Below are 21,767 nucleotides of genomic sequence, written 5' to 3'. Positions count from 1 at the left end.
TCCGTCTTACTCAGCGCCGCCAACGAAGTCGATGTCCTGACCTTCTTTCAAGGCAACATACGCTTTTTTCCAGTCGCTACGACGGCCTTCACGCATACCTTGACGTTTGGTCTTACCCTTAACGAGAAGAGTACGAACAGACTTCACTTCAACTTCGAACAGTTTTTCAACTGCCGCTTTGATCTCTTTTTTAGTTGCTTCTTTGGCTACTTTGAATACAACAGTGTTGTTGTTTTCAGCGGCCATCGTCGCTTTTTCAGAGATGTGCGGAGCACGCAGAACTTTTAGGATACGCTCTTCAGTGATCATGCCAGCATCTCCTCAACTTGTTTAACTGCATCAGCAGTCATCACGACTTTGTCGAAAGCGATCAAGCTAACTGGGTCGATGGTATCTGTATCGCGTACGTCAACCTTGTACAGGTTACGTGCGGCAAGGAACAGGTTCTCATCAACTTCGGCAGTGACGATCAGAGCATCGTTCAGCTCAAGCTCTTTCAGCTTAGCGACAAGCTCTTTAGTTTTTGGTGCTTCAACAGAGAAGTTATCAACAACGATCAAACGCTCTTGACGAACCAGCTCTGACAGGATGCTCTTCAGAGCACCACGGTACATCTTTTTGTTTACTTTCTGAGCATGGTCCTGAGGACGTGCTGCGAAAGTGACACCACCGCTGCGCCAGATTGGGCTGCGGATTGTACCTGCACGGGCGCGACCAGTACCCTTCTGACGCCATGGCTTAGCACCGCCACCAGACACGTCTGAACGAGTTTTCTGAGCGCGAGTACCTTGACGGGCACCAGCTGCGTATGCAACGACTACCTGGTGAACCAGGGACTCGTTGAATTCACGCCCGAAGGTAGTTTCGGAAACAGTTAGCGCGTCGGCGCCTTTGACTACCAATTCCATTACTATCTCCTCGACGTTACGCTTTAACGGCTGGTTTAACGATCACGTTGCCACCTGTCGCACCTGGGACTGCACCTTTAATAAGAAGCAGATTGCGCTCAGCGTCAACACGTACGATCTCTAGGTTTTGAGTCGTTACACGCTCAGCACCCATGTGACCTGCCATTTTTTTGCCTTTGAATACGCGACCTGGGCTCTGACATTGACCGATAGAACCAGGCGCACGGTGAGACAAAGAGTTACCGTGGCTCATGTCTTGAGTACGGAAGTTCCAACGCTTAACGCCGCCTTGGAAGCCCTTACCTTTTGACGTGCCAGTAACGTCTACTTTTTTGATTTCAGAGAAAAGATCGACGTTTAGCTCAGCGCCAACTTCGAACTCTTCGCCATTTTCCAGACGGAATTCCCACAAACCGCGGCCTGCTTCAACACCTGCTTTCGCAAAGTGACCAGCTTGTGCCTTATTAACACGGCTTGCTTTCTTCTCGCCTGTAGTGATTTGAATTGCGGCATAACCGTCAACTTCAGGCTTACGCACCTGCGCAACACGGTTAGCTTCAACTTCAACTACGGTTACCGGGATAGAAACGCCATCTTCGTTGAAGATACGAGTCATACCGACTTTACGACCGACTAGACCAATCATTATCTACTCCCCCTTAACCCAGGCTGATTTGAACATCAACGCCCGCAGCAAGGTCAAGACGCATCAGAGCGTCAACAGTTTTATCTGTTGGCTCAACGATGTCGATCAGACGTTTGTGAGTACGAATTTCGTACTGGTCACGTGCGTCTTTGTTTACGTGCGGAGAAATAAGAACGGTGAAGCGCTCTTTACGAGTAGGTAGAGGGATTGGTCCCTTAACCTGTGCGCCAGTGCGCTTAGCGGTTTCAACGATTTCCGCTGTAGACTGATCGATCAAACGATGATCGAACGCCTTAAGGCGGATACGGATACGTTGGTTCTGCATGAGACAGAGCTCCAAATTCTAAAATATTTACACAAACAATATCGCCATTCCACCTCATCAAGACGAGGGAATGCCGATTAATTTATGTGAAACCGTAGTGCCAAAATTAGGCACATTGTCAGCCATTATTCTATGACTGCGAACATAAGCGGAGTATACATTAAACGAACAGTTTACTGTTCCATTCCTCGATGCTCATTGGTTCACAACTGCGTCGGAAGTCGCAATGACTTAAGCAGTGCCGGGCATTATACCGATGCGCGATAGCTTTGCAAGCCTTGGTTAAAAAATAAGCCCAAACAAAAACGCACCCGATTGGGTGCGTTTTTCTATCTTACTACGTTGAGCGCCGCCTTAGGCTTTGTCGCTGGCGTCTTCGATTATCTGTGCTTGGTTGTAGTTGGCGATACCCACTTTATCAATCAGACCCAGCTGGGTTTCGAGCCAATCAATGTGCTCTTCCTCATCATCGAGAATATATTGGAACAAGTCTCGTGACACGAAATCGCGGATGCTTTCGGTGTAAGCAATGGCTTCTTTCAAGTCTTCGTGCGCTTGCATCTCTAGCGCCAAATCACACTCGAAGATTTCTTGTGTATCTTCACCAATGCGTAACTTGCCTAAATCTTGCAAATTGGGCGTCCCTTCCAAAAATAAAATACGCTCAATAAGCTTGTCCGCATGTTTCATCTCATCAATGGACTCTTCATATTCTTTATCCGCGATGACTTTTAAGCCCCAGTCTTTGAGCATGCGCGCATGCAGAAAGTACTGATTAATCGCAATCAGTTCGTTGCCGAGTACCGTGTTGAGAAACGCTATCGATTTTGGATCGCCTTTCATGGCAAAAGCCTCCTTATGGGTTCTACCTAACAAATGTAGAACCCATAAGGAGGCTGTCAAATATTGACGGCAGGTTAACTGGCTTTTTGTAGCGTGATAAGTTGGCTCTCGTCGTATATCACCTCTTTGGCTTGACGTACACATTTACCACATTGCGACCCCAGAGGCGTCAGCTGGCGTAACTCACGGATGCTAGTGACACCTTGTTGGCGCACCCAATGCTTAATGGTCTTATCCGACACGCTGTGGCAAATACAAACTAACATCTTAGCGATCTCATAACCTGAACTATAACGAGAATAGTTTGCATTGCCTTTGAGGTAAAGTTTTTTTATATAACGCTTGGTTATTGATGACTAACTCATTTGAATCAAGGGATGGCGAAAGATAGGGCAAACAAAAAGGGAGCGCAGTGCGCTCCCTTTGATTGATAAGACAAGACGTCTATCAAATTAAGCGATGATGTTAGCAACAACACCCGCGCCTACAGTACGGCCACCTTCACGGATAGCGAAACGTAGGCCTTCGTCCATCGCGATAGGTGCGATCAGCTCAACAACCATCTTGATGTTGTCACCAGGCATTACCATCTCAACGCCTTCTGGCAGCTCGATAGTACCGGTTACGTCAGTTGTACGGAAGTAGAACTGTGGACGATAGCCTTTGAAGAACGGAGTATGACGGCCGCCTTCGTCTTTGCCCAGTACGTATACTTCTGACTCGAACTTGGTGTGCGGAGTGATTGAACCAGGCTTAGCCAGTACTTGGCCACGCTCAACTTCGTCACGCTTAGTACCACGCAGAAGAACACCAACGTTCTCACCCGCACGGCCTTCGTCTAGAAGCTTACGGAACATCTCAACACCGGTACATGTTGTTTTCGCAGTCTCTTTCATACCTACGATTTCAACGTCGTCACCAACAGTGATGATGCCTTGCTCAACACGGCCAGTTACTACGGTACCACGGCCTTGGATTGAGAATACGTCTTCGATTGGCAGGATGAACGGCTTGTCGATCGCACGCTCTGGCTCTGGGATGTAAGAATCCAGCGCTTCAGATAGCTCAACGATCTTCTGCTCCCACTGCTCTTCACCGTTCAGGGCACCTAGCGCTGAACCTTGGATTACTGGGCAGTCGTCACCTGGGAAGTCGTACTCTGAAAGTAGCTCACGTACTTCCATTTCAACCAGCTCAAGCAGCTCTTCGTCATCAACCATGTCACATTTGTTCATGAACACGATGATGTTTGGAATACCAACCTGACGGCCTAGTAGGATGTGCTCACGCGTCTGTGGCATTGGGCCATCAGTTGCAGCAACAACCAGGATACCACCGTCCATTTGCGCAGCACCGGTGATCATGTTTTTCACATAGTCAGCGTGTCCTGGGCAGTCAACGTGTGCGTAGTGACGGTTTGGCGTATCGTACTCAACGTGAGACGTTGCGATGGTGATACCACGATCACGCTCTTCTGGTGCGTTATCGATTGACGCGAAGTCACGAGCAGCACCGCCGTGTACTTTTGCAAGTACAGTACAGATAGCTGCGGTCAGCGTAGTTTTACCATGGTCAACGTGGCCGATAGTACCAACGTTAACGTGCGTTTTCGTACGTTCAAATTTTTCTTTAGACACGATCGTCTTCCTTCCTAGTTGTGAGTTAAAGGGCTTGGCCTAGTAACTCAGAAGTCAGTGTTTGATGCCGACCATGATGTCGGCATCTGGACCAAAATAATTAGCTACGCTCTGCGATCAGGGCGTCAGCGATGTTCTTAGGCACTTCACCGTACTCGCTGAATTCCATCGAGTAAGATGCACGGCCTTGTGTTGCACTACGTAGGTCAGTAGCGTAACCGAACATTTCAGACAGTGGAACCTGGGCACGTACGATCTTCAGACCCGCTGGGCCTTCATCCATACCACCAATCAGGCCACGACGACGGTTCAAGTCACCGACAACGTCACCCATCCACTCTTCTGGCGTGGTTACTTCAACCTTCATCATTGGCTCAAGCATAACAGGCTGCGCGTCGTGTGCACCTTTCTTGAATGCCATTGATGCGGCGATCTTAAACGCCATTTCGTTAGAGTCAACATCGTGGTAAGAACCATCGAACAAGGTTGCCTTAACGTCAAGTACCGGATAGCCAGCGAGTACACCGTTGGCCATCTGCTCTTCGATACCTTTAGCAACAGAGCTGATGTATTCACGTGGAACCACACCACCAACGATTTCGTCAACAAAGACAAAGCCTTCGTTTGGCTCTGATGGTTCGATTTTCAGCCATACGTGACCGTACTGACCACGACCACCAGACTGCTTAACGAACTTACCTTCAACTTTGGTGCTACCACGGATGGTTTCGCGATAAGCGACCTGAGGCTTACCAACGTTACACTCAACGTTAAATTCGCGACGCATACGGTCAACGATGATGTCTAGGTGAAGCTCACCCATACCAGAAATCAGGGTCTGGCCAGACTCTTCGTCAGACTCAACACGGAAAGATGGATCTTCTGCCGCCAGTTTACCTAGCGCGATACCCATTTTCTCTTGGTCAGCTTTAGACTTAGGCTCAACCGCGATTTGGATAACTGGATCTGGGAATTCCATGCGCTCTAGGATTACTTTTGAATCCATTGCACATAGGGTGTCACCCGTGGTCACGTCTTTCAGACCAACCGCAGCAGCGATGTCACCGGCACGGATTTCTTTGATCTCTTCACGCTTGTTCGAGTGCATCTGTACGATACGGCCCAAACGCTCACGCTTTTGCTTCACTGAGTTATAGACAGTGTCGCCAGAGTTAACCACGCCTGAGTAAACACGCATAAAGGTCAACGTGCCCACGAATGGGTCGGTTGCAATCTTAAATGCCAGTGATGCAAACGGTTCTTTATCGTCTGCATGACGCTCGATTGGGTTACCGTCTTCGTCTTCACCTTTGATTGACTTAACGTCAATCGGTGAAGGCAAGTATTCGATAACCGCATCCAGTACTGCCTGAACGCCTTTGTTCTTAAACGCAGAACCACAGGTTGCCAGTACGATTTCGTTGTCAAGCGTACGCTGACGCAGCGCTGTCTTGATTTCTTCTTCAGACAACTCACCTTCTTCAAGGTACTTGTCCATCAGCTCTTCAGAGGCTTCCGCAGCAGACTCAACCAGGTAGTTGTGCCATTCTTCTGCTTGCTCTTTCAGATCGTCTGGAATTTCTTCATAGGTATAAGTCATACCCATGTCTTCTTCGTTCCAGTTGATCGCTTTCATTTTGATCAGGTCAATGACGCCCTTGAACTGGTCTTCTGCACCAATGTTCAAGTGAATTGGCACAGGATGTGCGCCAAGACGGTTTTTGATTTGATCAACCACGCGCAGGTAATCGGCACCCGCACGGTCCATCTTGTTCACGAATACCATACGCGGTACTTCGTATTTGTCAGCCTGACGCCATACGGTCTCAGACTGAGGCTCAACACCTGATGAACCACAGAATACAACTACCGCACCATCAAGCACACGCAAAGAACGCTCAACTTCGATAGTGAAGTCAACGTGTCCAGGGGTGTCGATGATGTTTACGCGGTGTTGTTTGAACTGCTGATCAGAACCGGCCCAGAAAGTCGTGGTCGCGGCTGAGGTGATGGTGATACCACGCTCCTGCTCTTGCGACATCCAGTCCATGGTAGCGGCGCCGTCGTGTACCTCACCGATTTTGTGTGACAGACCTGTGTAGAACAGGATCCGCTCGGTAGTCGTGGTTTTACCGGCGTCTACGTGAGCACAAATACCGATGTTACGGTAGCGCTCGATAGGGGTTTTACGAGCCACAATAGTATCCTCTTGCTAAGGTTAACCTTAGAAAATGGGTTTGGCGTGCCCCGAATGGGACACGCCATGAAGGCATTACCAGCGGTAATGTGCGAACGCTTTGTTCGCGTCTGCCATACGGTGAACGTCTTCACGTTTCTTAACAGCAGTACCTTTGTTTTCTGACGCGTCTAGCATCTCGCTTGCTAGGCGCTGAGCCATAGATTTTTCACCACGCTTACGAGCGGCTTCAACCAACCAACGCATAGCCAGTGCGTTACGACGTACAGGACGTACTTCTACTGGCACTTGGTAAGTTGAACCACCTACACGGCGAGATTTAACCTCGACCGCTGGGCGTACGTTTTCAAGAGCTTGTTCGAATACAGCCAAGTGCTCTTTACCAGAACGCTCAGCCATGATGTCTAGTGCACCATAAACGATTTTTTCAGCAGTTGACTTCTTACCGTCAACCATCAGGATGTTTACAAATTTTGCCAGCAATTCTGATCCGAACTTAGGATCTGGAAGAATTTTACGCTGACCAATTACGCGACGACGTGGCATGGATTATCTCCGTTGTCTTCTTCAGGTTTTATCCAAAACTTTTCAGTTTTTTCAAAATTCAATTGTTTGAGTGTTTGGCCTTACTTAACGGAATCCATTAAGACTTAGGACGCTTCACACCGTACTTAGAACGACCTTGTTTACGGCCGTTAACGCCTGCACAGTCTAGTGCGCCACGAACAGTGTGGTAACGCACACCCGGCAAGTCTTTAACACGACCGCCGCGGATAAGCACAACACTGTGCTCTTGCAGGTTGTGGCCTTCACCACCAATGTAAGAGGTGACTTCAAAGCCATTGGTCAAACGTACACGGCATACTTTACGCAGTGCAGAGTTTGGTTTCTTTGGAGTAGTGGTGTAAACACGAGTACATACACCACGTTTTTGTGGACACGCTTCCAACGCAGGCACGTTGCTTTTCGCAACTTGCTTCAAGCGTGGCTTGCGGACCAGCTGGTTAATAGTTGCCATTAAATAGCTCCTGATATTACTTAACGTATAAGTGTGAAAAATCTAGCCCCAATACAACAGGGACGCGAAATTTTAGGCGTCGGGGTATGGGGTGTCAAGATTTATACAGAGATCTTTGCATTGTTTGTTTTTCGAACAGCACGCGGGGGGATTTTCACACGCGACAAAGACTAGCCGATTACCATGTCATTTGCGTGACATGTTCAGCACTCAAATCGACCAATTGATGCATATCAATCAGCTCAGCACGAGGGTGTAATGTATCGCCTAGCCCTCGTGCGTCCACATCATCTTTGAGCAAATAAACAGCATGAGTCTCGGTAAACAATCGGGTTGCCCACTCGCTCCCCGCCATCCCGGCGACGACGGCATCACTGATCAAGACAATCGCACTGTTTGACGGCGCGTAGTCTAAGCACTGTGCCAAGGCTTGACGGCTGTATGGTGAGTGTTTGACCAGGTGCAGCACGGCCTTCTCCTTAAAAATGTAAAATGCGATCGCAGCCTGACAGCTGCGTTTTGATTTGCTCGACGGATAACGCTTGAGTTGGCAGCACAGTCGAGGCTTGCTCAAGTCCTCGTGCGGTCAACGAGGCCTGACAGACATAAATCGCTTCGACATCACACAAAGGGAGCATTTTAAAACTGGCAATATAGTCGCGGCTCAAAATGTGGCTCGGTTGCTGCCCTTCAAGTAATTGAAAGACACCGTCGCCGATAAAAAACACCGCAAGGTTGTCACAAAAGGCGGACGCGGCAAGCAGCGCATCAAGCCCTTCTCGACCGCTCGCGCGACCGTGAGGCGCCGAGGAAAAAACAAACCCTATTTGCATCACATCCCCCTTAAAACTGCATCACGCGGTCTGCGGTCAATAAAGCTTCCGCTAGCGCTCCGAGCCCCGCTTGTGAAAACCCCGCGGCCAAGGTGCTTTGCGCTAACTCATGTTGTGTCGCTTCCTGATCACTGATCACACCACGGCGCAGCGCCGCCGCCACGCACGTTTCCAGTTGCACCTGATGATCTCGCGCGAGGGTTTGCCATGCTGTCACCATATCAAACTCATCGTTGGCAGGCACCGTGGTCGCCATGCCGTTTAACACGCCGTCTTGATAAAAGAACACCTTACTGACCTGATGTCCTGCTTCAATCGCCGCACAGGCAAACTGATACGCGGTACGTGCCATCTGTGACCCATAAGCAGGCTCAGTCACCACTAACACGTAGTGCAAACTCATGACTCTGTCTCTTCGGTTTTGCGCTGTCTGACATAGAGATAAACAGTGTGTTTGGAAATATTTAGCCGGGCGGCAACCCGGTTAATGGCGTCTTTAATATCAAAAATCCCTTTATCATAGAGCGCCATGACAATTTGGCGATTTTTGGTATTGTTAGACACTGTCTTATCCGCGTTCACCTCTTCAACGGTTCGCTCGACCGTTTTATCCACCAGCTCTTCCACATCACTGGCAAAGTTAACGGATGAGGCCGCCTGCTTGGCCTGATCATCTGGGATAAAGGCTTGTAGTACCTGAGAAAAAGGGGCATCTAAATTGATGTTGATACATAACAGCCCAATGATGCGGTTATCTCCGTTCCGGATAGCCACCGTGATCGACTTCATTAGGGTGCCACTTTTGGCGCGGGTAAAATACGCGCGGGAAAAGTTACGCTCTGATCCCTCAATATCACGTAGCATACGCAACGCTAAGTCAGTGATGGGCGAGCCTACCTGGCGCCCGGTATTTTCGCCGTTGGCAATTTTTATCGCCGATTTATTTAGATCGTCCAATGCATGCAGCACGATTTCACAATGCTCACCAATCAAGGCTGCTAGCCCATCGACCACAGCCGAGTAGGACTGCAATATAATGCTGTCTTGTTGATTGAGTGGATTGGGCTCGATGAGCTCACTTTCCGTCATAATGTTCGCGCCAAAACCCTCTGTCGGTACCACTTACGCCTATCCTTATTCGACCGTTTATCTTTATTGCTCTACGCTCAGTTTAACAGAATTCCTATCTAGAAATGCAAAAAGCCCCGGCAAGGCCGGGGCTGGTATCACGGCTAAAGACACTGCGTTTTAGCCTTCGCTCGCGCTGCCTTTTTTCGCATCATCTTTAATTTCAAGTAACTCAACATCAAACACCAAGGTTGAGTTGGCAGGGATTGATGCGGTGTCTTGGTCACCATAAGCTAACTCTGGCGGCACAACAAAGGTAAACTTAGAGCCCACAGGCATCAATTGCACCCCTTCAGTCCAGCCTGGGATCACACGGTTAAGTGGGAAAGTGGCCGGCTCACCACGCTCGTACGAGCTGTCAAATTGCGTGCCGTCAGTCAGGGTACCTTTGTAATGGACCACAACGGTATCTTCTGCTGATGGCTTCTCGCCTTCACCCATGCTGTCAACTTTGTACAACAGCCCAGAATCCGTTTCTTTCACGCCCTCTTTTTGGGCAAACTCGGAGCGGTATTTTTCACCATCGGCGATTGCCGCTTCTGCTTTTTCTTTTGCTTGTTGTTGCGCAAGCTTGGTCACACGCTGATCAAGCGATTGCAGCGCCGCTTGTGCTTGCTCGTCCGTCAATTTTGACTCACCTTTAAAGACGTCTTGCACCCCTTGCAGTACCACCTCTTTGTCCAGCTCTAGGCCGATTTCAGCCTGCTGTTCAAGGTTGGCATTAAGATACTGTGCCAAAGAAGCGCCAATCGCGTAGGCTGCTTTGTCGTCTTCGTTCGCAAACGCCGCTTCGGCTTGTTCAGCCGCTTGGTTGGTTTGCTCTACTTTTGCGTCTTCTTGCTGACAGCCGACGGCAAAGGCAACGGTTGCCGCGAGTAGCGACATCTTCATTACTGATTTCATTGGGTACTCCGTTGATGGTAAGGATTAATCCTCGTATTGTACTTACTGACGCATCAACCATGCGAAAGCCTGTTTCTATCCATATACTCGTGGTTATATGGCTGCACACTCTGGAACTCAAGTATGATGCCCAAAATCCGCCACATTGTTGGCATTTTTATTGTTTTAAGCGCACTTTTTGGCTGTTGGCAGTCTGGCAAAGAAGCCCAGCGCTGGTCAATCCACCCTGAAGGCGCCACCAGCTTTAGCCTTAGCCGCGATGGCCGGTTTGCCTTACTCGCCTCGGACGAAACCGATATCGTGCTGTGGGATCTTGTCACCAATCAGCAATTAGCGGAGCTGGGGCCGCAAGACCCCAATGCGAACCCTGTGGTGGTCAGCCATATTTCCGATAATAAACGCTATGCCATTACTGCCACGGCACAAAACTTTGCCGTTTGGGATCTGGCTTGGAGCCAGTCTCAAGGGCTTTGGTCCATTTCTGACGGCATCATTCGTGATGCCGCGATCAGTAACAATGGTGAAAAATTGGTGCTGGCTATGTCTAACGGCAAAGCATTATTCATCGACTTAGGCACGGGAAGGCGCTTAGAGTTCCTGGCGCATCGCGATAAAGTCAATGCCGTGGCGATTTCGCCCAATGGTGCGTACGTACTCTCCGGTGGCAATGACCATCATGCCTACTTTTGGGAAACCGACTCGGGGCAGATTATTAACGACTTTGCGTACGACCAAAGGGTTAAGCAAGTCGCGCTACATCGAGAAGGGAAATATGGGTTTGTGTCCGATGGCGGCAACCGCGCGGTAATTTGGGCTCTGCCGAGCGGAGATAAGGTGAGTGAGTTGGATATTTTTGCTCGCCAAGCGATTTACGCCAGTGCCCGCTTTTCCGATGACGGCCGTCAACTGGCCACTGGTACCCCCTCACAGCGGGTCGAGTTATGGGACGTACAAAGCGGTGAAAACATCGGCCGCTGGCAAGCCTTGGCGCAACCAGACACTCGCCCACCGAGCGCAGTCGTGTATGATGTGGCTATCGACCCCACGGGGSGCGTGATTTCCGGGACATCCGCCGGTATCGCCCAAGCTTGGTTAACCGACGCGCAATAGCGAGAGAGCAGTATGAGTGAGATTGATAAGTTACAGCAACAAATCGACGACCTGGAATATAAGGTCGCTTTTCAAGAAGACACCCTCGAGCAGCTCAACAGCGCGTTAACCCAGCAGCAGGGGGACATTGAGCGTATGACGGTACAGATTCAATACTTAGTCAGTAAATTAAAAAACATAGAGCCGGAAAACATTGCCAGCCAAGCAGAAGAAACGCCGCCACCGCACTACTGATACGAAAAAGGCGCCATTCGGCGCCTTTCATTCACCACAGACGGAGACCGTCTTAGTGGTCGTGACCACAGCTTTCACCCTCTTGGTGAATATGACCGTGAGACACTTCCTCTTCTGTCGCTTCGCGAACGTCAACCACTTCCACAGAGAAAGACAGGGTTTGACCGGCTAGCATATGGTTAGCGTCAACTACCACTTCTTCACCATCAACTTCAGTCACTTCGACCGGGATTTGGCCTTGGTCCGTTTCTGCCATAAAGCGCATGCCCACTTCTACTTGGTCTACGCCTTGGAATACGTTAGCCGGTACGCGTTGTACCATGGCTTCTTGGTAATCGCCATAGGCTTCGTCTGGGCCTACAGTCACGTCAAAGCTCTCACCTTTTTCGCGGCCTTCCAGCGCGTTCTCAAGACCTACAATCAGGTTACGATGACCGTGCAGGTATTGGAGAGGCTCTTGTGCTGTTGATTCGTCAACAAGTGCACCATCTTCATTTTTTACTTGGTAAGCCAGGCTGACTACCACATCTTTTGCAATTTTCATGCTCGCTCCGAGACCGGAAGGTAAATGGACTGCCGATGATAACGGATCCCCTACTCCGGTTTAAAGATCCCAATGACATTCTCTGCTGACTCGGCACCAGAGTGTGACTGTTGTGCCGAATCAGGCAACCGACTATCATGATAATCGCAGCTGACACATTCTACTTTGTCAATATTATTTTCGCGCCATACTCGTAACGTATCGAGTTGTTGACACGCTGGGCATGCTGCCCCAGCAATGAAACGTTTTTTCACTTCAACACCTTACTCATCTCGGTTCCAACTTTGGTGCCGCTCACTGTCACCACGCATTTCTCGGTCAAAAATTTCTTCCAACTCTTTGCGTGCTTCTTTCACTCGGGAGGCCGTCGCCAAGTCTTCGCTGTGTTGCGGCAATAGATCTTGCAATACCCGCATATCCAACTTACGGAATAAAATTTCGGCTCGCTTGGCTTTATACGGATGCATACCCAGTGACTCTAGCGTCTGCCGCCCCAGTTCAAGTGCGCCCAAAAAGGTTTCACGCGAGAACTGGTCAACGCCCTGCGCCATCAATTGATAAGCCTCTACACGGCTCCGCGCCCGTGCCATTACCTTTAAGTTAGGGAAATGGCGCGCACAAAGATCAACAATCTCCATCACCTCGTCAGGCGAATCAGTACAAATCACAATCGCTTCTGCGGTATGCGCACCGGCCGCCCGTAATAAATCGAGCTGGGTTGCGTCGCCATAATACACTTCATAGCCAAAGCGACGTAGCAGCTTAATCTGCGTCGGATCACGTTCTAATATGGTCACGCCAATTTTGTTAGCGAACATCAAACGCCCTACCACCTGACCAAAGCGACCAAAACCGGCAATGATCACGCGCGCATCAGCTTGCTCAAACTGTCCTTGGGGCGGCGCTTCCTCTGGCTCGTTGAACGTGCGGGCAAACCAGCGCTGTTGAAGCGTCAGCATTAAAGGCGTCGTCATCATTGATAAGCTCACCACCACCAACAAAAATGCATTCAATGGCTGGTCGAGTAACCCTTGGCTGCGCGCGGCAGTAAAAATAACAAACGCAAACTCCCCGCCTTGGCTAAGCAACACCGCCATTTGACTACGTGCCTTTGGCGCCACGCCAAACAGACGCGCCAACCCGTAAAGCAATATGGTTTTTGCAAAAATTAACGCTGCCACCGTGCCTAAAATTGCGAGGGGATAATCGAGCAATAAGCCGAGATCAACGGTCATCCCCACCGCAATAAAGAACAGCCCGAGCAACAAACCTTTGAAAGGCTCAATCGCGGTTTCTAGCTCATGACGGTATTCACTTTCAGCAAGCAATACGCCCGCAAGAAACGCCCCGAGCGCCATCGATAAGCCCAATGCTTGCATGGCCAGGGCAATACCAATCACCAAGGCCAACGAGGTCACGGTAAATAGCTCGGTGACACCGCTCATGGCCACTAAACGAAACAGCGGGCGCAGCAGGAAATGACCGCCTACTAGCAAAATACCGATACCGACAAACATCCATAATACGTCGAGCCAGCTACCGGCACTGCCACCGGCAAGCGCAGGGATCATCGCGAGCATCGGGATTACCGCAATGTCTTGGAAGAGCAAGACCGCAAAGCCTGACTGTCCGGTTTCGCTGCGCATTAGGCGTTGATCTTCGATAATTTTCATCGCAATCGCGGTAGAAGAAAGCGCCAGGCCAACTCCAATCACTAATGATTGGGAAAGGGTTAAGCCTGTCATCATACATACCACACCAATGGCGAACGCGGTGAGTACCACCTGACTGCCCCCAAGCCCGATAATCGGTCGGCGCATTTGCAGTAACTTTTTCGGGTTCAGCTCCAGACCAATCAAAAACAGCAGCAGCACCACGCCAAATTCCGCAAAATGGAGAATCGCATCCACATCACGGACCAGACCCAGCCCCCAAGGCCCGATCACTATGCCTGCCAGCAAATAACCGAGGACAGAGCCCATGCCCAAGCGCTGTGCCAACGGAACCGCAATCACCGCGGCCAATAAAAAGACAAAAGCCACCGATAAGAGGTTGTTATCCATCCTCTCCTCCTTGTTGCGCCAACGGGTCGGCGAGCCAATCGGCGTAAATCTCGGCAAACGCATCGCGATCGGCATCGCCAACGCGACGTGCCCAGTGCAACACCAACGGCGGGATCCAATACATCCGACATAATGAGGCGGTTAACTCAAAGGGTTGCAATAACTCGGCCATCGAATATTTATTGTAACCTTGCTGGCTAAACGCTTCGGCCGCACCGCCAGTGGTCACCACAAAACGACAGGTTTTATCGGCCAACGCATCCCCGCCTTGTCCATGAGCAAACCCTTTCCCTAACACCACATCTATCCACTCTTTTAACAATGCCGGACAGGAATACATTTGCAGTGGATGCTGAAAGACCAACACATCGGCGTCAGTGACCAACGCACGCTCATGATGCACGTCCACCACAAAATCAGGGTATGCGGCGTAAATATCATGGACTGTGACATGGGCCAACGGCGTAATGGCCTCAATTAAGCGACGATTGGCAACAGATTCATCGGGGTCGGGGTGAGCAAAAATCACCAGTACCTTGGGAAGAGAGGGGCTTTCAGCCTTATCTCGGGGCATAGGCTTCCTTGTCGTTATGATTATTGTAAGAACGCAATCTGTTCATTTATTCTATGTTTTTAACTTTAACACACAAATATGCCCCGTCTGTGTCTGACCAGTGGGATGACGCGGTAGAATTTGGCAATCCTCGTATCAAGCTGGTATAACGACCGCGCAACCATGCGCATCCATCAACCCGAGACAGACTGAGAAATCATGATTCGCTTCTCCGACATTCAACTGCTTCGCGGTGGTAAGCCCCTGCTTGACCACACTTCTGCCACTATTTCGCCAGGCGACAAAGTCGGTTTGGTGGGGAAAAATGGCTGTGGCAAATCTAGCCTGTTTGCATTGCTGCGCCATCAATTATCGTTGGATGCCGGCAATTGTGACTATCCGAGTCAGTGGCAGGTAGCATGGGTGGCGCAAGAAACCCCAGCACTCGACAAAAGCGCACTTGAATACGTCATTGATGGCGATAGCGAATACCGCGAGCTACAGCAAGCCTTACGCGACGCCGAAACCCGTGATGATGGTAATGCGGTAGCGATGTTGCACGACAAATTGGATGCGATTGGTGGTTATACCATTGAAGCACGCGCTGCGAGTCTGCTTGATGGTTTGGGCTTTAGCCAACCACAAATCCACTGGTCACTCACCCAATTCTCAGGTGGCTGGCGAATGCGGCTGAACTTAGCACAAGCGCTATTATGCCGCTCTGATCTACTGTTGCTGGATGAACCCACCAACCACCTAGATCTCGATGCGGTGATGTGGCTGGAAAAATGGCTACAGCAATATCCAGGGACCTTGGTGTTGATCTCTCACGACCGGGACTTTTTGGATCCTGTCGTCAACCGTATTATTCATATTGAGCACCAACAGCTTAATGAATATACGGGTAATTATTCCGACTTTGAACAAATGCGCGCGCAAAAATTGGCTCAACAACAGGCGCAGTACGAAAAGCAACAAAAGCAAATTAACCACATGCAATCGTATATTGATCGCTTTCGCTACAAAGCGACCAAAGCCCGTCAAGCGCAAAGTCGGATTAAAGCCCTTGAGCGGATGGAGAAGGTATTGCCCGCGCAATACGATAACCCATTTAGTTTTACCTTCTTCACCCCGGATGCCTTACCCACACCGATTTTGATGATGGACAAGGTGGCGGCTGGTTATGATAAGACCCCCATTATTGAAAACATTCGCCTTAACCTGGTGCCGGGGGCGCGCATTGGCTTACTGGGGCGCAATGGTGCGGGTAAATCAACCCTGATTAAACTGCTCGCGGGTAGCCTACCCGCCATGGCCGGTGAATTAACCTACTCGCAAGGGGTGAAAATTGGCTATTTTGCCCAACACCAACTTGATACGTTGCGGATCGACGATACGCCACTTCAGCACCTAAACCGGTTAGCCCCTACCACTGCTGAGCAAACCTTGCGTGATTTTCTCGGCCGGTTTGGCTTTCAAGGCGACAAGGCGCTCGAGCCCATCGGTCCCTTTTCTGGAGGCGAAAAAGCCCGCTTGGTGCTCGCTTTGCTGGTGTGGCAAAAACCGAACCTACTGCTACTCGATGAGCCCACTAACCACCTTGACCTGGATATGCGCCAAGCATTAACGCTGGCTTTACAGTCCTACGAGGGCGCGATGGTGATTGTCAGTCACGATCGCTTTTTGCTGCGCGCCACTACCGATGACTTGTACTTGGTCGACAATGGCGCAGTGCTACCCTTTGATGGAGACTTGAACGATTATCATCGCTGGCTGACCGATCAACAGCGTGCTGATCGCGCTGAGAGCAAAAAACAAGCGGCCGCGGAGAAAACAGCACCGCAACAAACCCAAGTGGATCGCAAAGCGCAAAAACGCCGCGATGCCGAATTACGCAAGCAAACGGCGCCTTTGCGGAAAAAAATTGACAATCTCGACACACAGATAGAACAACTCTCTGCCATTATCAGTGACGCGGAAAGCCAGTTGGCGGATCCTGAGATTTATCACAGTGATAACAAAGCGCGACTCACGGCGCAATTGCAACGTCAAGCGGATGCCAAATCGACGCTCGAAGAGGTGGAACAAGAATGGATGGAGCGACAAGAAGAGCTGGAAGCCCTGGAGGCGACATTCACTCAAAGCTAACCCCTGGGATGGCGAACCCCGCCGACCTGTGGCAGTTTTGTTTACATCATTATGGCAAGCCAGAGGTGAAACAAGCCTGCCTCAAGCTCCAAGACGAGCACCAAGGTAACGTCAACCTTGCCTTGTTGCTCGCCTGGATTGAGCAACATGGCTACGGCCTTGCCCCCGAGAGCCTGAGCCAACTCAAACACGCGTTGAGCCGATCGGAGCATTTGCTTATTGCCTATCGTCACCTGCGGCGAGATTTGAAGCCGCGGGTCGGCAGTGGACAGTACAAAAAAATGCTTAACTTTGAGCTCAGCTTAGAAAAATTCCAACAGCAGGATTTAGTCGAGGCCCTAAATCGTCAAACCTGGCTCACGGATACCGCCTCTCCTCTCGCCTACTATTGCCGTCAGCTGTCACCATCAGCACGCAACCTATATACATCACTGAGGGTGACGCCCGCCGAGGAAGAGGGAAGTAACCATGATGACACCGTTTAGACCCATTCCCAGTGCACGGAATGCGCACCTACAAACCTTGTTGCCTCGCTTTCTGCGTCGTGCCCCGCTTTTCACCCCTCGCTGGCAGCAATTTGATCTGCCCGATGGCGATTTTGTTGATTTGGCCTGGACACATCAACCGCAACCTGGGCAGCCGATTGTTGTTTTATTCCATGGCTTAGCCGGCAGTTTCGACAGCCCGTATGCCAACGGCTTGCTCGCCGCGTTCCAACGTCAAGGTTGGTGCGGCGTAGTGATGCACTTTCGCAGCTGCAGTGGCCGCCTTAATCGTGCCGCGCGGACCTATCACTCTGGAGAAACCCAAGACGCACGTGCCTTCTTAACCTATTTGCGTGAGACCTATCCAGAGAGTCAAATTGGCGCGGTCGGGGTTTCCTTAGGGGGAAACATGCTGGTACGTTATCTGGCGGACTATCACGATGATCCCATCGTGACCTGTGGTTGCGCAGTGTCACCCCCACTTGACCTAGCCGCGTGCTCGATGCGTATCCAGAAAGGGTTTTCCCGTGTTTATCAAGCCTATTTGTTGCGCTCGATGCGACAAACCCTTGCTGAAAAGCTGACCCGTCATCAGCAAGTCGGCCGGTGGCATGCGGGAGAACGCCCAACGATCAATACGTTGTTTGAGTTCGACCAAACTGTCACTGCCCCGCTTCATGGCTTTGACGATGCACACCATTATTACCGTGCCTGCAGCGGCCTTTCCGTGCTTAATGCCATTAAGACACCGCTGGCCATCATTCATGCCAAAGACGACCCGTTTATGACCGACGCGGTGATCCCAACGTCCCCCTTACCCGCCAATATCGACTACCAACTCACAGAGCATGGCGGCCATGTTGGTTTTGTCACGGGAAGCTGGCGCCAACCTCAGTTGTGGCTTGAGCAAGCGGTGCCCGGCTGGTTAGCGTCTTATTTGCCGCATGAGTCACTGAGCAAGACGGCACGTTAGTGCCATCAAAGGAATCAAAGAGAACCACTGCATTTACTGGTATGATCGGGTAAAATGCGAGCCAATTCACAACATTCGCATCACGCACCCTCGCGTGCCATCCTGAGATAAATAAAAGGTGATGTAGTATGATGGTTCCATGGCAGTCGATTCCCGACGAAACACTGACAGCGTTAATTGAGCACTTTGTATTACGGGAAGGAACCGATTATGGTGAGCAAGAAGTCAGCTTTGCACAAAAAGTTGATGATGTTCGCCAACAATTACAATCCGGAGACGCCGTGATTGTGTATTCCGAGTTGCACGAGACAGTGGATATTCGTCGTAAAGCAGCACTCGGCTCTTAGCATCGCAGTACACGCCGTATCGCGATACAAATTCAGACTGAATGACAGGGCGCGTCATGTCGGCTAAACATCCAATTATTGCGGTTACTGGTTCGTCAGGAGCCGGTACCACCACTACCTCGGAGGCCTTCCGTAAGATGTTCCAGATGATGAACATCAAAGCGGCCTGGCTAGAAGGGGACAGCTTTCACCGTTTTACTCGTCCCGAAATGGACGTGGAGATCCGTAAAGCGCGTGAACAAGGCAAGCATATCAGCTACTTTGGCCCCACCGCCAACGACTTCCCTCGACTAGAGCAGTTTTTTCGTGAGTATGGCGACCAAGGCACGGGAAAATACCGTCGCTATTTACATACCTTTGATGAAGCGGTGCCCTATAACCAAATGCCTGGTACCTTCACACCATGGCAAGACTTGGCCGACAATACCAATGTATTGTTTTACGAAGGATTGCACGGCGGGGTGGTCGACGGTGACGTCAATGTTGCGCAACACGTCGACCTCTTGATAGGTATGGTGCCCATCGTCAACTTAGAGTGGATTCAAAAATTTGTCCGCGATACGCGCGATAGAGGTCACTCTCGTGAAGCGGTGACCGACTCGATTGTGCGCTCAATGGATGATTACTTGCACTATATCACTCCGCAATTTTCTCGCACCCATATCAATTTTCAGCGCGTTCCCACGGTAGATACCTCAAACCCATTAAATGCCAAAGGGATCCCGTCTTTGGACGAGAGTTTTGTGGTGATCCGCTTTCGTGGGATGAAAAATGTCGACTTCCCCTACCTGTTGCAGATGATCACTGGGTCGTTTATGTCACGGCATAACACCTTAGTGGTGCCTGGGGGAAAAATGGGCTTTGCGATGGAATTGATTATCCGTCCATTGATCCAACAATTGATAGAAAAAGGCAAGATTGGCTAAGGCGTAGCGCATCCATGATGTATTACTTCTCAAGCCGTGATCTTAGCCACGTTTTTGCCAGATTTTTAGGCGGTTGGCCTAGATCAAAATCAAGAAATCACCAACAAAAAAAGATACACTCTTGTTAACATACAGTGAGCTTGTAGCCCGCGTTCAGACTTCGTATTCTGTGCAATGATCTGATGGGTTACCCCTCAGACAAAGATAGGACGTTGTTGCCGGGCAACACATGCAGAGGAAATAAGTTATATGGTTCCAGGAAAACCTCAAACAGACCCTACACTCGAGTGGTTCCTTTCACATTGTCATATTCATAAGTATCCGTCTAAAAGCACGCTTATCCATGCAGGTGAGAAGGCGGAGACCTTGTATTACATCGTGAAAGGGTCTGTGGCCGTACTGATCAAAGATGAAGAAGGCAAGGAAATGATCCTGTCTTACCTTAACCAAGGTGACTTCATCGGTGAGCTCGGGCTTTTCGAAGAAGACCAAGAGCGCACTGCTTGGGTTCGCGCTAAATCACCGTGTGAAGTGGCAGAAATTTCATTTAAGAAGTTCCGCCAGCTCATCCAAGTTAACCCTGACATCTTAATGCGCCTGTCTTCACAAATGGCGCGTCGTTTGCAGGTAACTAGCCAAAAGGTAGGGGATCTCGCCTTCCTGGACGTCACAGGGCGCATTGCGCAAACCTTGTTGAACTTGGCGAAGCAGCCAGATGCCATGACACACCCTGACGGTATGCAAATTAAGATCACCCGTCAGGAAATTGGCCAAATTGTCGGCTGTTCGCGTGAAACCGTGGGACGTATTCTAAAAATGCTGGAAGAGCAAAACCTCATTTCCGCACACGGTAAAACCATCGTGGTATACGGCACACGCTAATTGCGCCGCTCTCTGTATCACCAACCGACGCCCTGGCGTCGGTTTTTTTATCTCCACTTTCTGGCAAGCACGCGGATAGCTTCTAAACTCAAAACGATATTGTTAACACTAAATTAACAAGGTGTCGTTTATGAAAAAAGTGATAACTGCCCTCACCGCCCTCGCGCTCTCTGTGTTTTCAGTCCATGCCGCATCCAATACCACGATTGTACACCCCGAGCCACGCGCTGGCTCAGCGCTTGACCTCTATGCCATTGAGCTGATTGAATTTCTTGCTGAAAAATCGGGAGAATCTGTCACCTTACAAGCCTTTGACGGCCAAATTGGCTCTCAGTCTCGTAAAGTGGAGATGCTCAAGCAAGGCAAGCTCACTGTCGACTGGCTTGGTGCCGACCGTACACTGGAATCGGAACTGATCCCCATTCGCTATCCCGTGTTTCGTGGTTTACTCGGCCATCGCCTGTTTATTACCAACCAAGCCACTGAGCCCCAACTCGCTCAGATAAATAGCGCGGGTGATTTGCAGTCTCTTACCATGATTCAGGGACAAGGCTGGGCCGACGTCAAAGTGCTCAAGTCAGCAGGATTTCGGGTACGTGAGATATCGAGCTTTGAAAACATTTTCAAAGTGGTTGACACAGGCCGTGCCGATCTCTTCCCTCGAGCCTTGATTGAGCCTTTTAGTGAATTAGCCGAGCGGCCGCAATACGGTAATCTGTTAGTTGACCCTCACCTGATGCTGATCTATCGCTTCCCAATGTTCCTGTTTGTGTCTCCGCAGCACGCTGACGTCGCCGAGATGTTAAATGGCGCTTTTGAATCGGCATACCAAGACGGATCATTTATTGAGTTTTTCAATAATGCGCCTTTAGTTAAGGAAACCTTTGAAAAGGCCAACATTGGTGAGCGTACTGTCATCCGAGTTGACAACCCTCACTTAAGCAACGAAACACAAGCGATTCCAGACACGTTTTGGCTCGACATCGAGGTCCAATAGACAATAAAAAGGGAGCGTATCACACGCTCCCTTCTTGCCATGATGTCGATAAGCAATGCGTGACGCA

Annotated in this window: 28 protein-coding genes; 9 read left to right on the top strand and 19 right to left on the bottom strand. The window is 50.1% G+C overall.

Annotated elements, in window-relative coordinates:
- Nucleotides 1-6: 6 nt before the first annotated feature.
- The 15 genes from rplW to fkpA all read right to left on the bottom strand — a co-directional run bounded on the left by rplW (nt 7) and on the right by fkpA (nt 10,438).
- Nucleotides 7-309 (bottom strand): 50S ribosomal protein L23, encoded by a 303-nt coding sequence (gene rplW / locus BZG23_RS10225; RefSeq protein WP_021024465.1) that lies wholly within the window; start codon nt 307-309, stop codon nt 7-9.
- The gene (gene rplD / locus BZG23_RS10220) at nt 306-908 is read right to left on the bottom strand and encodes a 50S ribosomal protein L4 (RefSeq protein WP_046074792.1); all 603 of its coding nucleotides are present in this window, start codon (nt 906-908) and stop codon (nt 306-308) included. Before rplD ends, rplW begins: the two co-directional genes overlap by 4 nt.
- 16 nt (nt 909-924) lie before the next feature.
- Nucleotides 925-1,554 carry a 50S ribosomal protein L3 gene (gene rplC / locus BZG23_RS10215; protein WP_077578274.1) on the bottom strand — a complete coding sequence of 210 codons (630 nt, stop codon included), beginning with the start codon at nt 1,552-1,554 and terminating at the stop codon, nt 925-927.
- 13 nt (nt 1,555-1,567) lie between these two features.
- Nucleotides 1,568-1,879: a 30S ribosomal protein S10 gene (rpsJ, locus tag BZG23_RS10210; protein ID WP_002541412.1), complete on the bottom strand. Its 312-nt coding sequence runs from the start codon at nt 1,877-1,879 to the stop codon at nt 1,568-1,570.
- A 354-nt stretch (nt 1,880-2,233) separates the two neighbouring features.
- Nucleotides 2,234-2,722 (bottom strand): bacterioferritin, encoded by a 489-nt coding sequence (bfr, locus tag BZG23_RS10205; RefSeq protein ID WP_046074790.1) that lies wholly within the window; start codon nt 2,720-2,722, stop codon nt 2,234-2,236.
- 74 nt (nt 2,723-2,796) lie between these two features.
- Nucleotides 2,797-2,988, bottom strand: coding sequence for a bacterioferritin-associated ferredoxin (gene bfd / locus BZG23_RS10200; RefSeq protein ID WP_046074828.1), 192 nt, complete (start codon nt 2,986-2,988; stop codon nt 2,797-2,799).
- Between the two features lie 186 nt (nt 2,989-3,174).
- Nucleotides 3,175-4,359 carry an elongation factor Tu gene (gene tuf, locus BZG23_RS10195; RefSeq protein WP_077578272.1) on the bottom strand — a complete coding sequence of 395 codons (1,185 nt, stop codon included), beginning with the start codon at nt 4,357-4,359 and terminating at the stop codon, nt 3,175-3,177.
- 100 nt (nt 4,360-4,459) lie between these two features.
- Nucleotides 4,460-6,556 (bottom strand): elongation factor G, encoded by a 2,097-nt coding sequence (fusA, locus tag BZG23_RS10190; RefSeq protein WP_046074788.1) that lies wholly within the window; start codon nt 6,554-6,556, stop codon nt 4,460-4,462.
- 75 nt (nt 6,557-6,631) lie between these two features.
- Nucleotides 6,632-7,102 (bottom strand): 30S ribosomal protein S7, encoded by a 471-nt coding sequence (rpsG, locus tag BZG23_RS10185; RefSeq protein ID WP_025673237.1) that lies wholly within the window; start codon nt 7,100-7,102, stop codon nt 6,632-6,634.
- 97 nt (nt 7,103-7,199) lie between these two features.
- Nucleotides 7,200-7,574, bottom strand: coding sequence for a 30S ribosomal protein S12 (gene rpsL, locus BZG23_RS10180; RefSeq protein WP_025673238.1), 375 nt, complete (start codon nt 7,572-7,574; stop codon nt 7,200-7,202).
- Between the two features lie 178 nt (nt 7,575-7,752).
- Entirely contained in the window at nt 7,753-8,043 is a 291-nt protein-coding gene (tusB, locus tag BZG23_RS10175) for a sulfurtransferase complex subunit TusB (RefSeq protein WP_158010016.1), read from the bottom strand.
- A gap of 10 nt (nt 8,044-8,053) precedes the next feature.
- Nucleotides 8,054-8,410 carry a sulfurtransferase complex subunit TusC gene (tusC, locus tag BZG23_RS10170; RefSeq protein WP_077578270.1) on the bottom strand — a complete coding sequence of 119 codons (357 nt, stop codon included), beginning with the start codon at nt 8,408-8,410 and terminating at the stop codon, nt 8,054-8,056.
- A gap of 7 nt (nt 8,411-8,417) precedes the next feature.
- Nucleotides 8,418-8,810, bottom strand: a complete 393-nt coding sequence (gene tusD, locus BZG23_RS10165; RefSeq protein ID WP_077606866.1) for a sulfurtransferase complex subunit TusD — start codon at nt 8,808-8,810, stop codon at nt 8,418-8,420.
- Nucleotides 8,807-9,496 carry a helix-turn-helix transcriptional regulator gene (locus BZG23_RS10160; protein ID WP_198532142.1) on the bottom strand — a complete coding sequence of 230 codons (690 nt, stop codon included), beginning with the start codon at nt 9,494-9,496 and terminating at the stop codon, nt 8,807-8,809. Before BZG23_RS10160 ends, tusD begins: the two co-directional genes overlap by 4 nt.
- Before the next feature lie 159 nt (nt 9,497-9,655).
- Entirely contained in the window at nt 9,656-10,438 is a 783-nt protein-coding gene (gene fkpA / locus BZG23_RS10155) for an FKBP-type peptidyl-prolyl cis-trans isomerase (RefSeq protein WP_077606864.1), read from the bottom strand.
- Between the two features lie 126 nt (nt 10,439-10,564).
- On the opposite strand from fkpA, the gene BZG23_RS10150 reads away from it, so the two are divergent.
- Nucleotides 10,565-11,548, top strand: a complete 984-nt coding sequence (locus BZG23_RS10150; RefSeq protein WP_077606869.1) for a WD40 repeat domain-containing protein — start codon at nt 10,565-10,567, stop codon at nt 11,546-11,548.
- Nucleotides 11,549-11,560: 12 nt separating this feature from the next.
- Complete coding sequence (locus BZG23_RS10145) at nt 11,561-11,782, top strand: SlyX family protein (protein ID WP_077606863.1); 222 nt, start codon at nt 11,561-11,563, stop codon at nt 11,780-11,782.
- A gap of 52 nt (nt 11,783-11,834) precedes the next feature.
- On the opposite strand, the gene slyD is transcribed toward BZG23_RS10145, so the two are convergent.
- The 4 genes from slyD to kefG are packed head-to-tail and all read right to left on the bottom strand — an operon-like array spanning nt 11,835 to nt 14,963.
- The gene (slyD, locus tag BZG23_RS10140; RefSeq protein WP_077606862.1) at nt 11,835-12,326 is read right to left on the bottom strand and encodes a peptidylprolyl isomerase; all 492 of its coding nucleotides are present in this window, start codon (nt 12,324-12,326) and stop codon (nt 11,835-11,837) included.
- 50 nt (nt 12,327-12,376) lie between these two features.
- Nucleotides 12,377-12,580, bottom strand: a complete 204-nt coding sequence (locus BZG23_RS10135) for a YheV family putative zinc ribbon protein (RefSeq protein ID WP_046074780.1) — start codon at nt 12,578-12,580, stop codon at nt 12,377-12,379.
- A gap of 9 nt (nt 12,581-12,589) precedes the next feature.
- Entirely contained in the window at nt 12,590-14,389 is a 1,800-nt protein-coding gene (gene kefB, locus BZG23_RS10130) for a glutathione-regulated potassium-efflux system protein KefB (RefSeq protein ID WP_077606861.1), read from the bottom strand.
- Nucleotides 14,382-14,963, bottom strand: a complete 582-nt coding sequence (kefG, locus tag BZG23_RS10125) for a glutathione-regulated potassium-efflux system ancillary protein KefG (protein WP_077606860.1) — start codon at nt 14,961-14,963, stop codon at nt 14,382-14,384. The genes kefB and kefG overlap by 8 nt, the downstream gene beginning before the upstream one ends.
- A 198-nt stretch (nt 14,964-15,161) precedes the next feature.
- Between kefG and BZG23_RS10120 the strand changes: the two genes are divergently transcribed.
- The 7 genes from BZG23_RS10120 (at nt 15,162) to BZG23_RS10090 (ending at nt 21,700) form a co-directional block, all read left to right on the top strand.
- Nucleotides 15,162-17,090 carry an ABC transporter ATP-binding protein gene (locus tag BZG23_RS10120; RefSeq protein WP_077606859.1) on the top strand — a complete coding sequence of 643 codons (1,929 nt, stop codon included), beginning with the start codon at nt 15,162-15,164 and terminating at the stop codon, nt 17,088-17,090.
- Between the two features lie 8 nt (nt 17,091-17,098).
- Nucleotides 17,099-17,575, top strand: a complete 477-nt coding sequence (locus BZG23_RS10115; RefSeq protein ID WP_108743725.1) for a TIGR02444 family protein — start codon at nt 17,099-17,101, stop codon at nt 17,573-17,575.
- Nucleotides 17,559-18,548: a hydrolase gene (locus tag BZG23_RS10110; RefSeq protein WP_077606857.1), complete on the top strand. Its 990-nt coding sequence runs from the start codon at nt 17,559-17,561 to the stop codon at nt 18,546-18,548. The genes BZG23_RS10115 and BZG23_RS10110 overlap by 17 nt, the downstream gene beginning before the upstream one ends.
- A gap of 128 nt (nt 18,549-18,676) precedes the next feature.
- A complete protein-coding gene (locus tag BZG23_RS10105; protein ID WP_077606856.1) occupies nt 18,677-18,895 on the top strand; it encodes a YheU family protein in 219 nt (72 codons plus the stop codon).
- Between the two features lie 56 nt (nt 18,896-18,951).
- Nucleotides 18,952-19,821: a phosphoribulokinase gene (locus tag BZG23_RS10100; protein ID WP_046074773.1), complete on the top strand. Its 870-nt coding sequence runs from the start codon at nt 18,952-18,954 to the stop codon at nt 19,819-19,821.
- A gap of 249 nt (nt 19,822-20,070) precedes the next feature.
- Entirely contained in the window at nt 20,071-20,703 is a 633-nt protein-coding gene (gene crp, locus BZG23_RS10095; RefSeq protein WP_002535199.1) for a cAMP-activated global transcriptional regulator CRP, read from the top strand.
- A 130-nt stretch (nt 20,704-20,833) separates the two neighbouring features.
- Nucleotides 20,834-21,700, top strand: coding sequence for an FAD-dependent oxidoreductase (locus BZG23_RS10090; RefSeq protein WP_077606855.1), 867 nt, complete (start codon nt 20,834-20,836; stop codon nt 21,698-21,700).
- Nucleotides 21,701-21,767 lie beyond the last annotated feature (67 nt).

The sequence above is a fragment of the Salinivibrio sp. ML290 genome, assembly GCF_001995695.1.
Classification (GTDB): domain Bacteria; phylum Pseudomonadota; class Gammaproteobacteria; order Enterobacterales; family Vibrionaceae; genus Salinivibrio; species Salinivibrio siamensis.
This window is presented reverse-complemented; position numbering and strand designations above follow the sequence as displayed.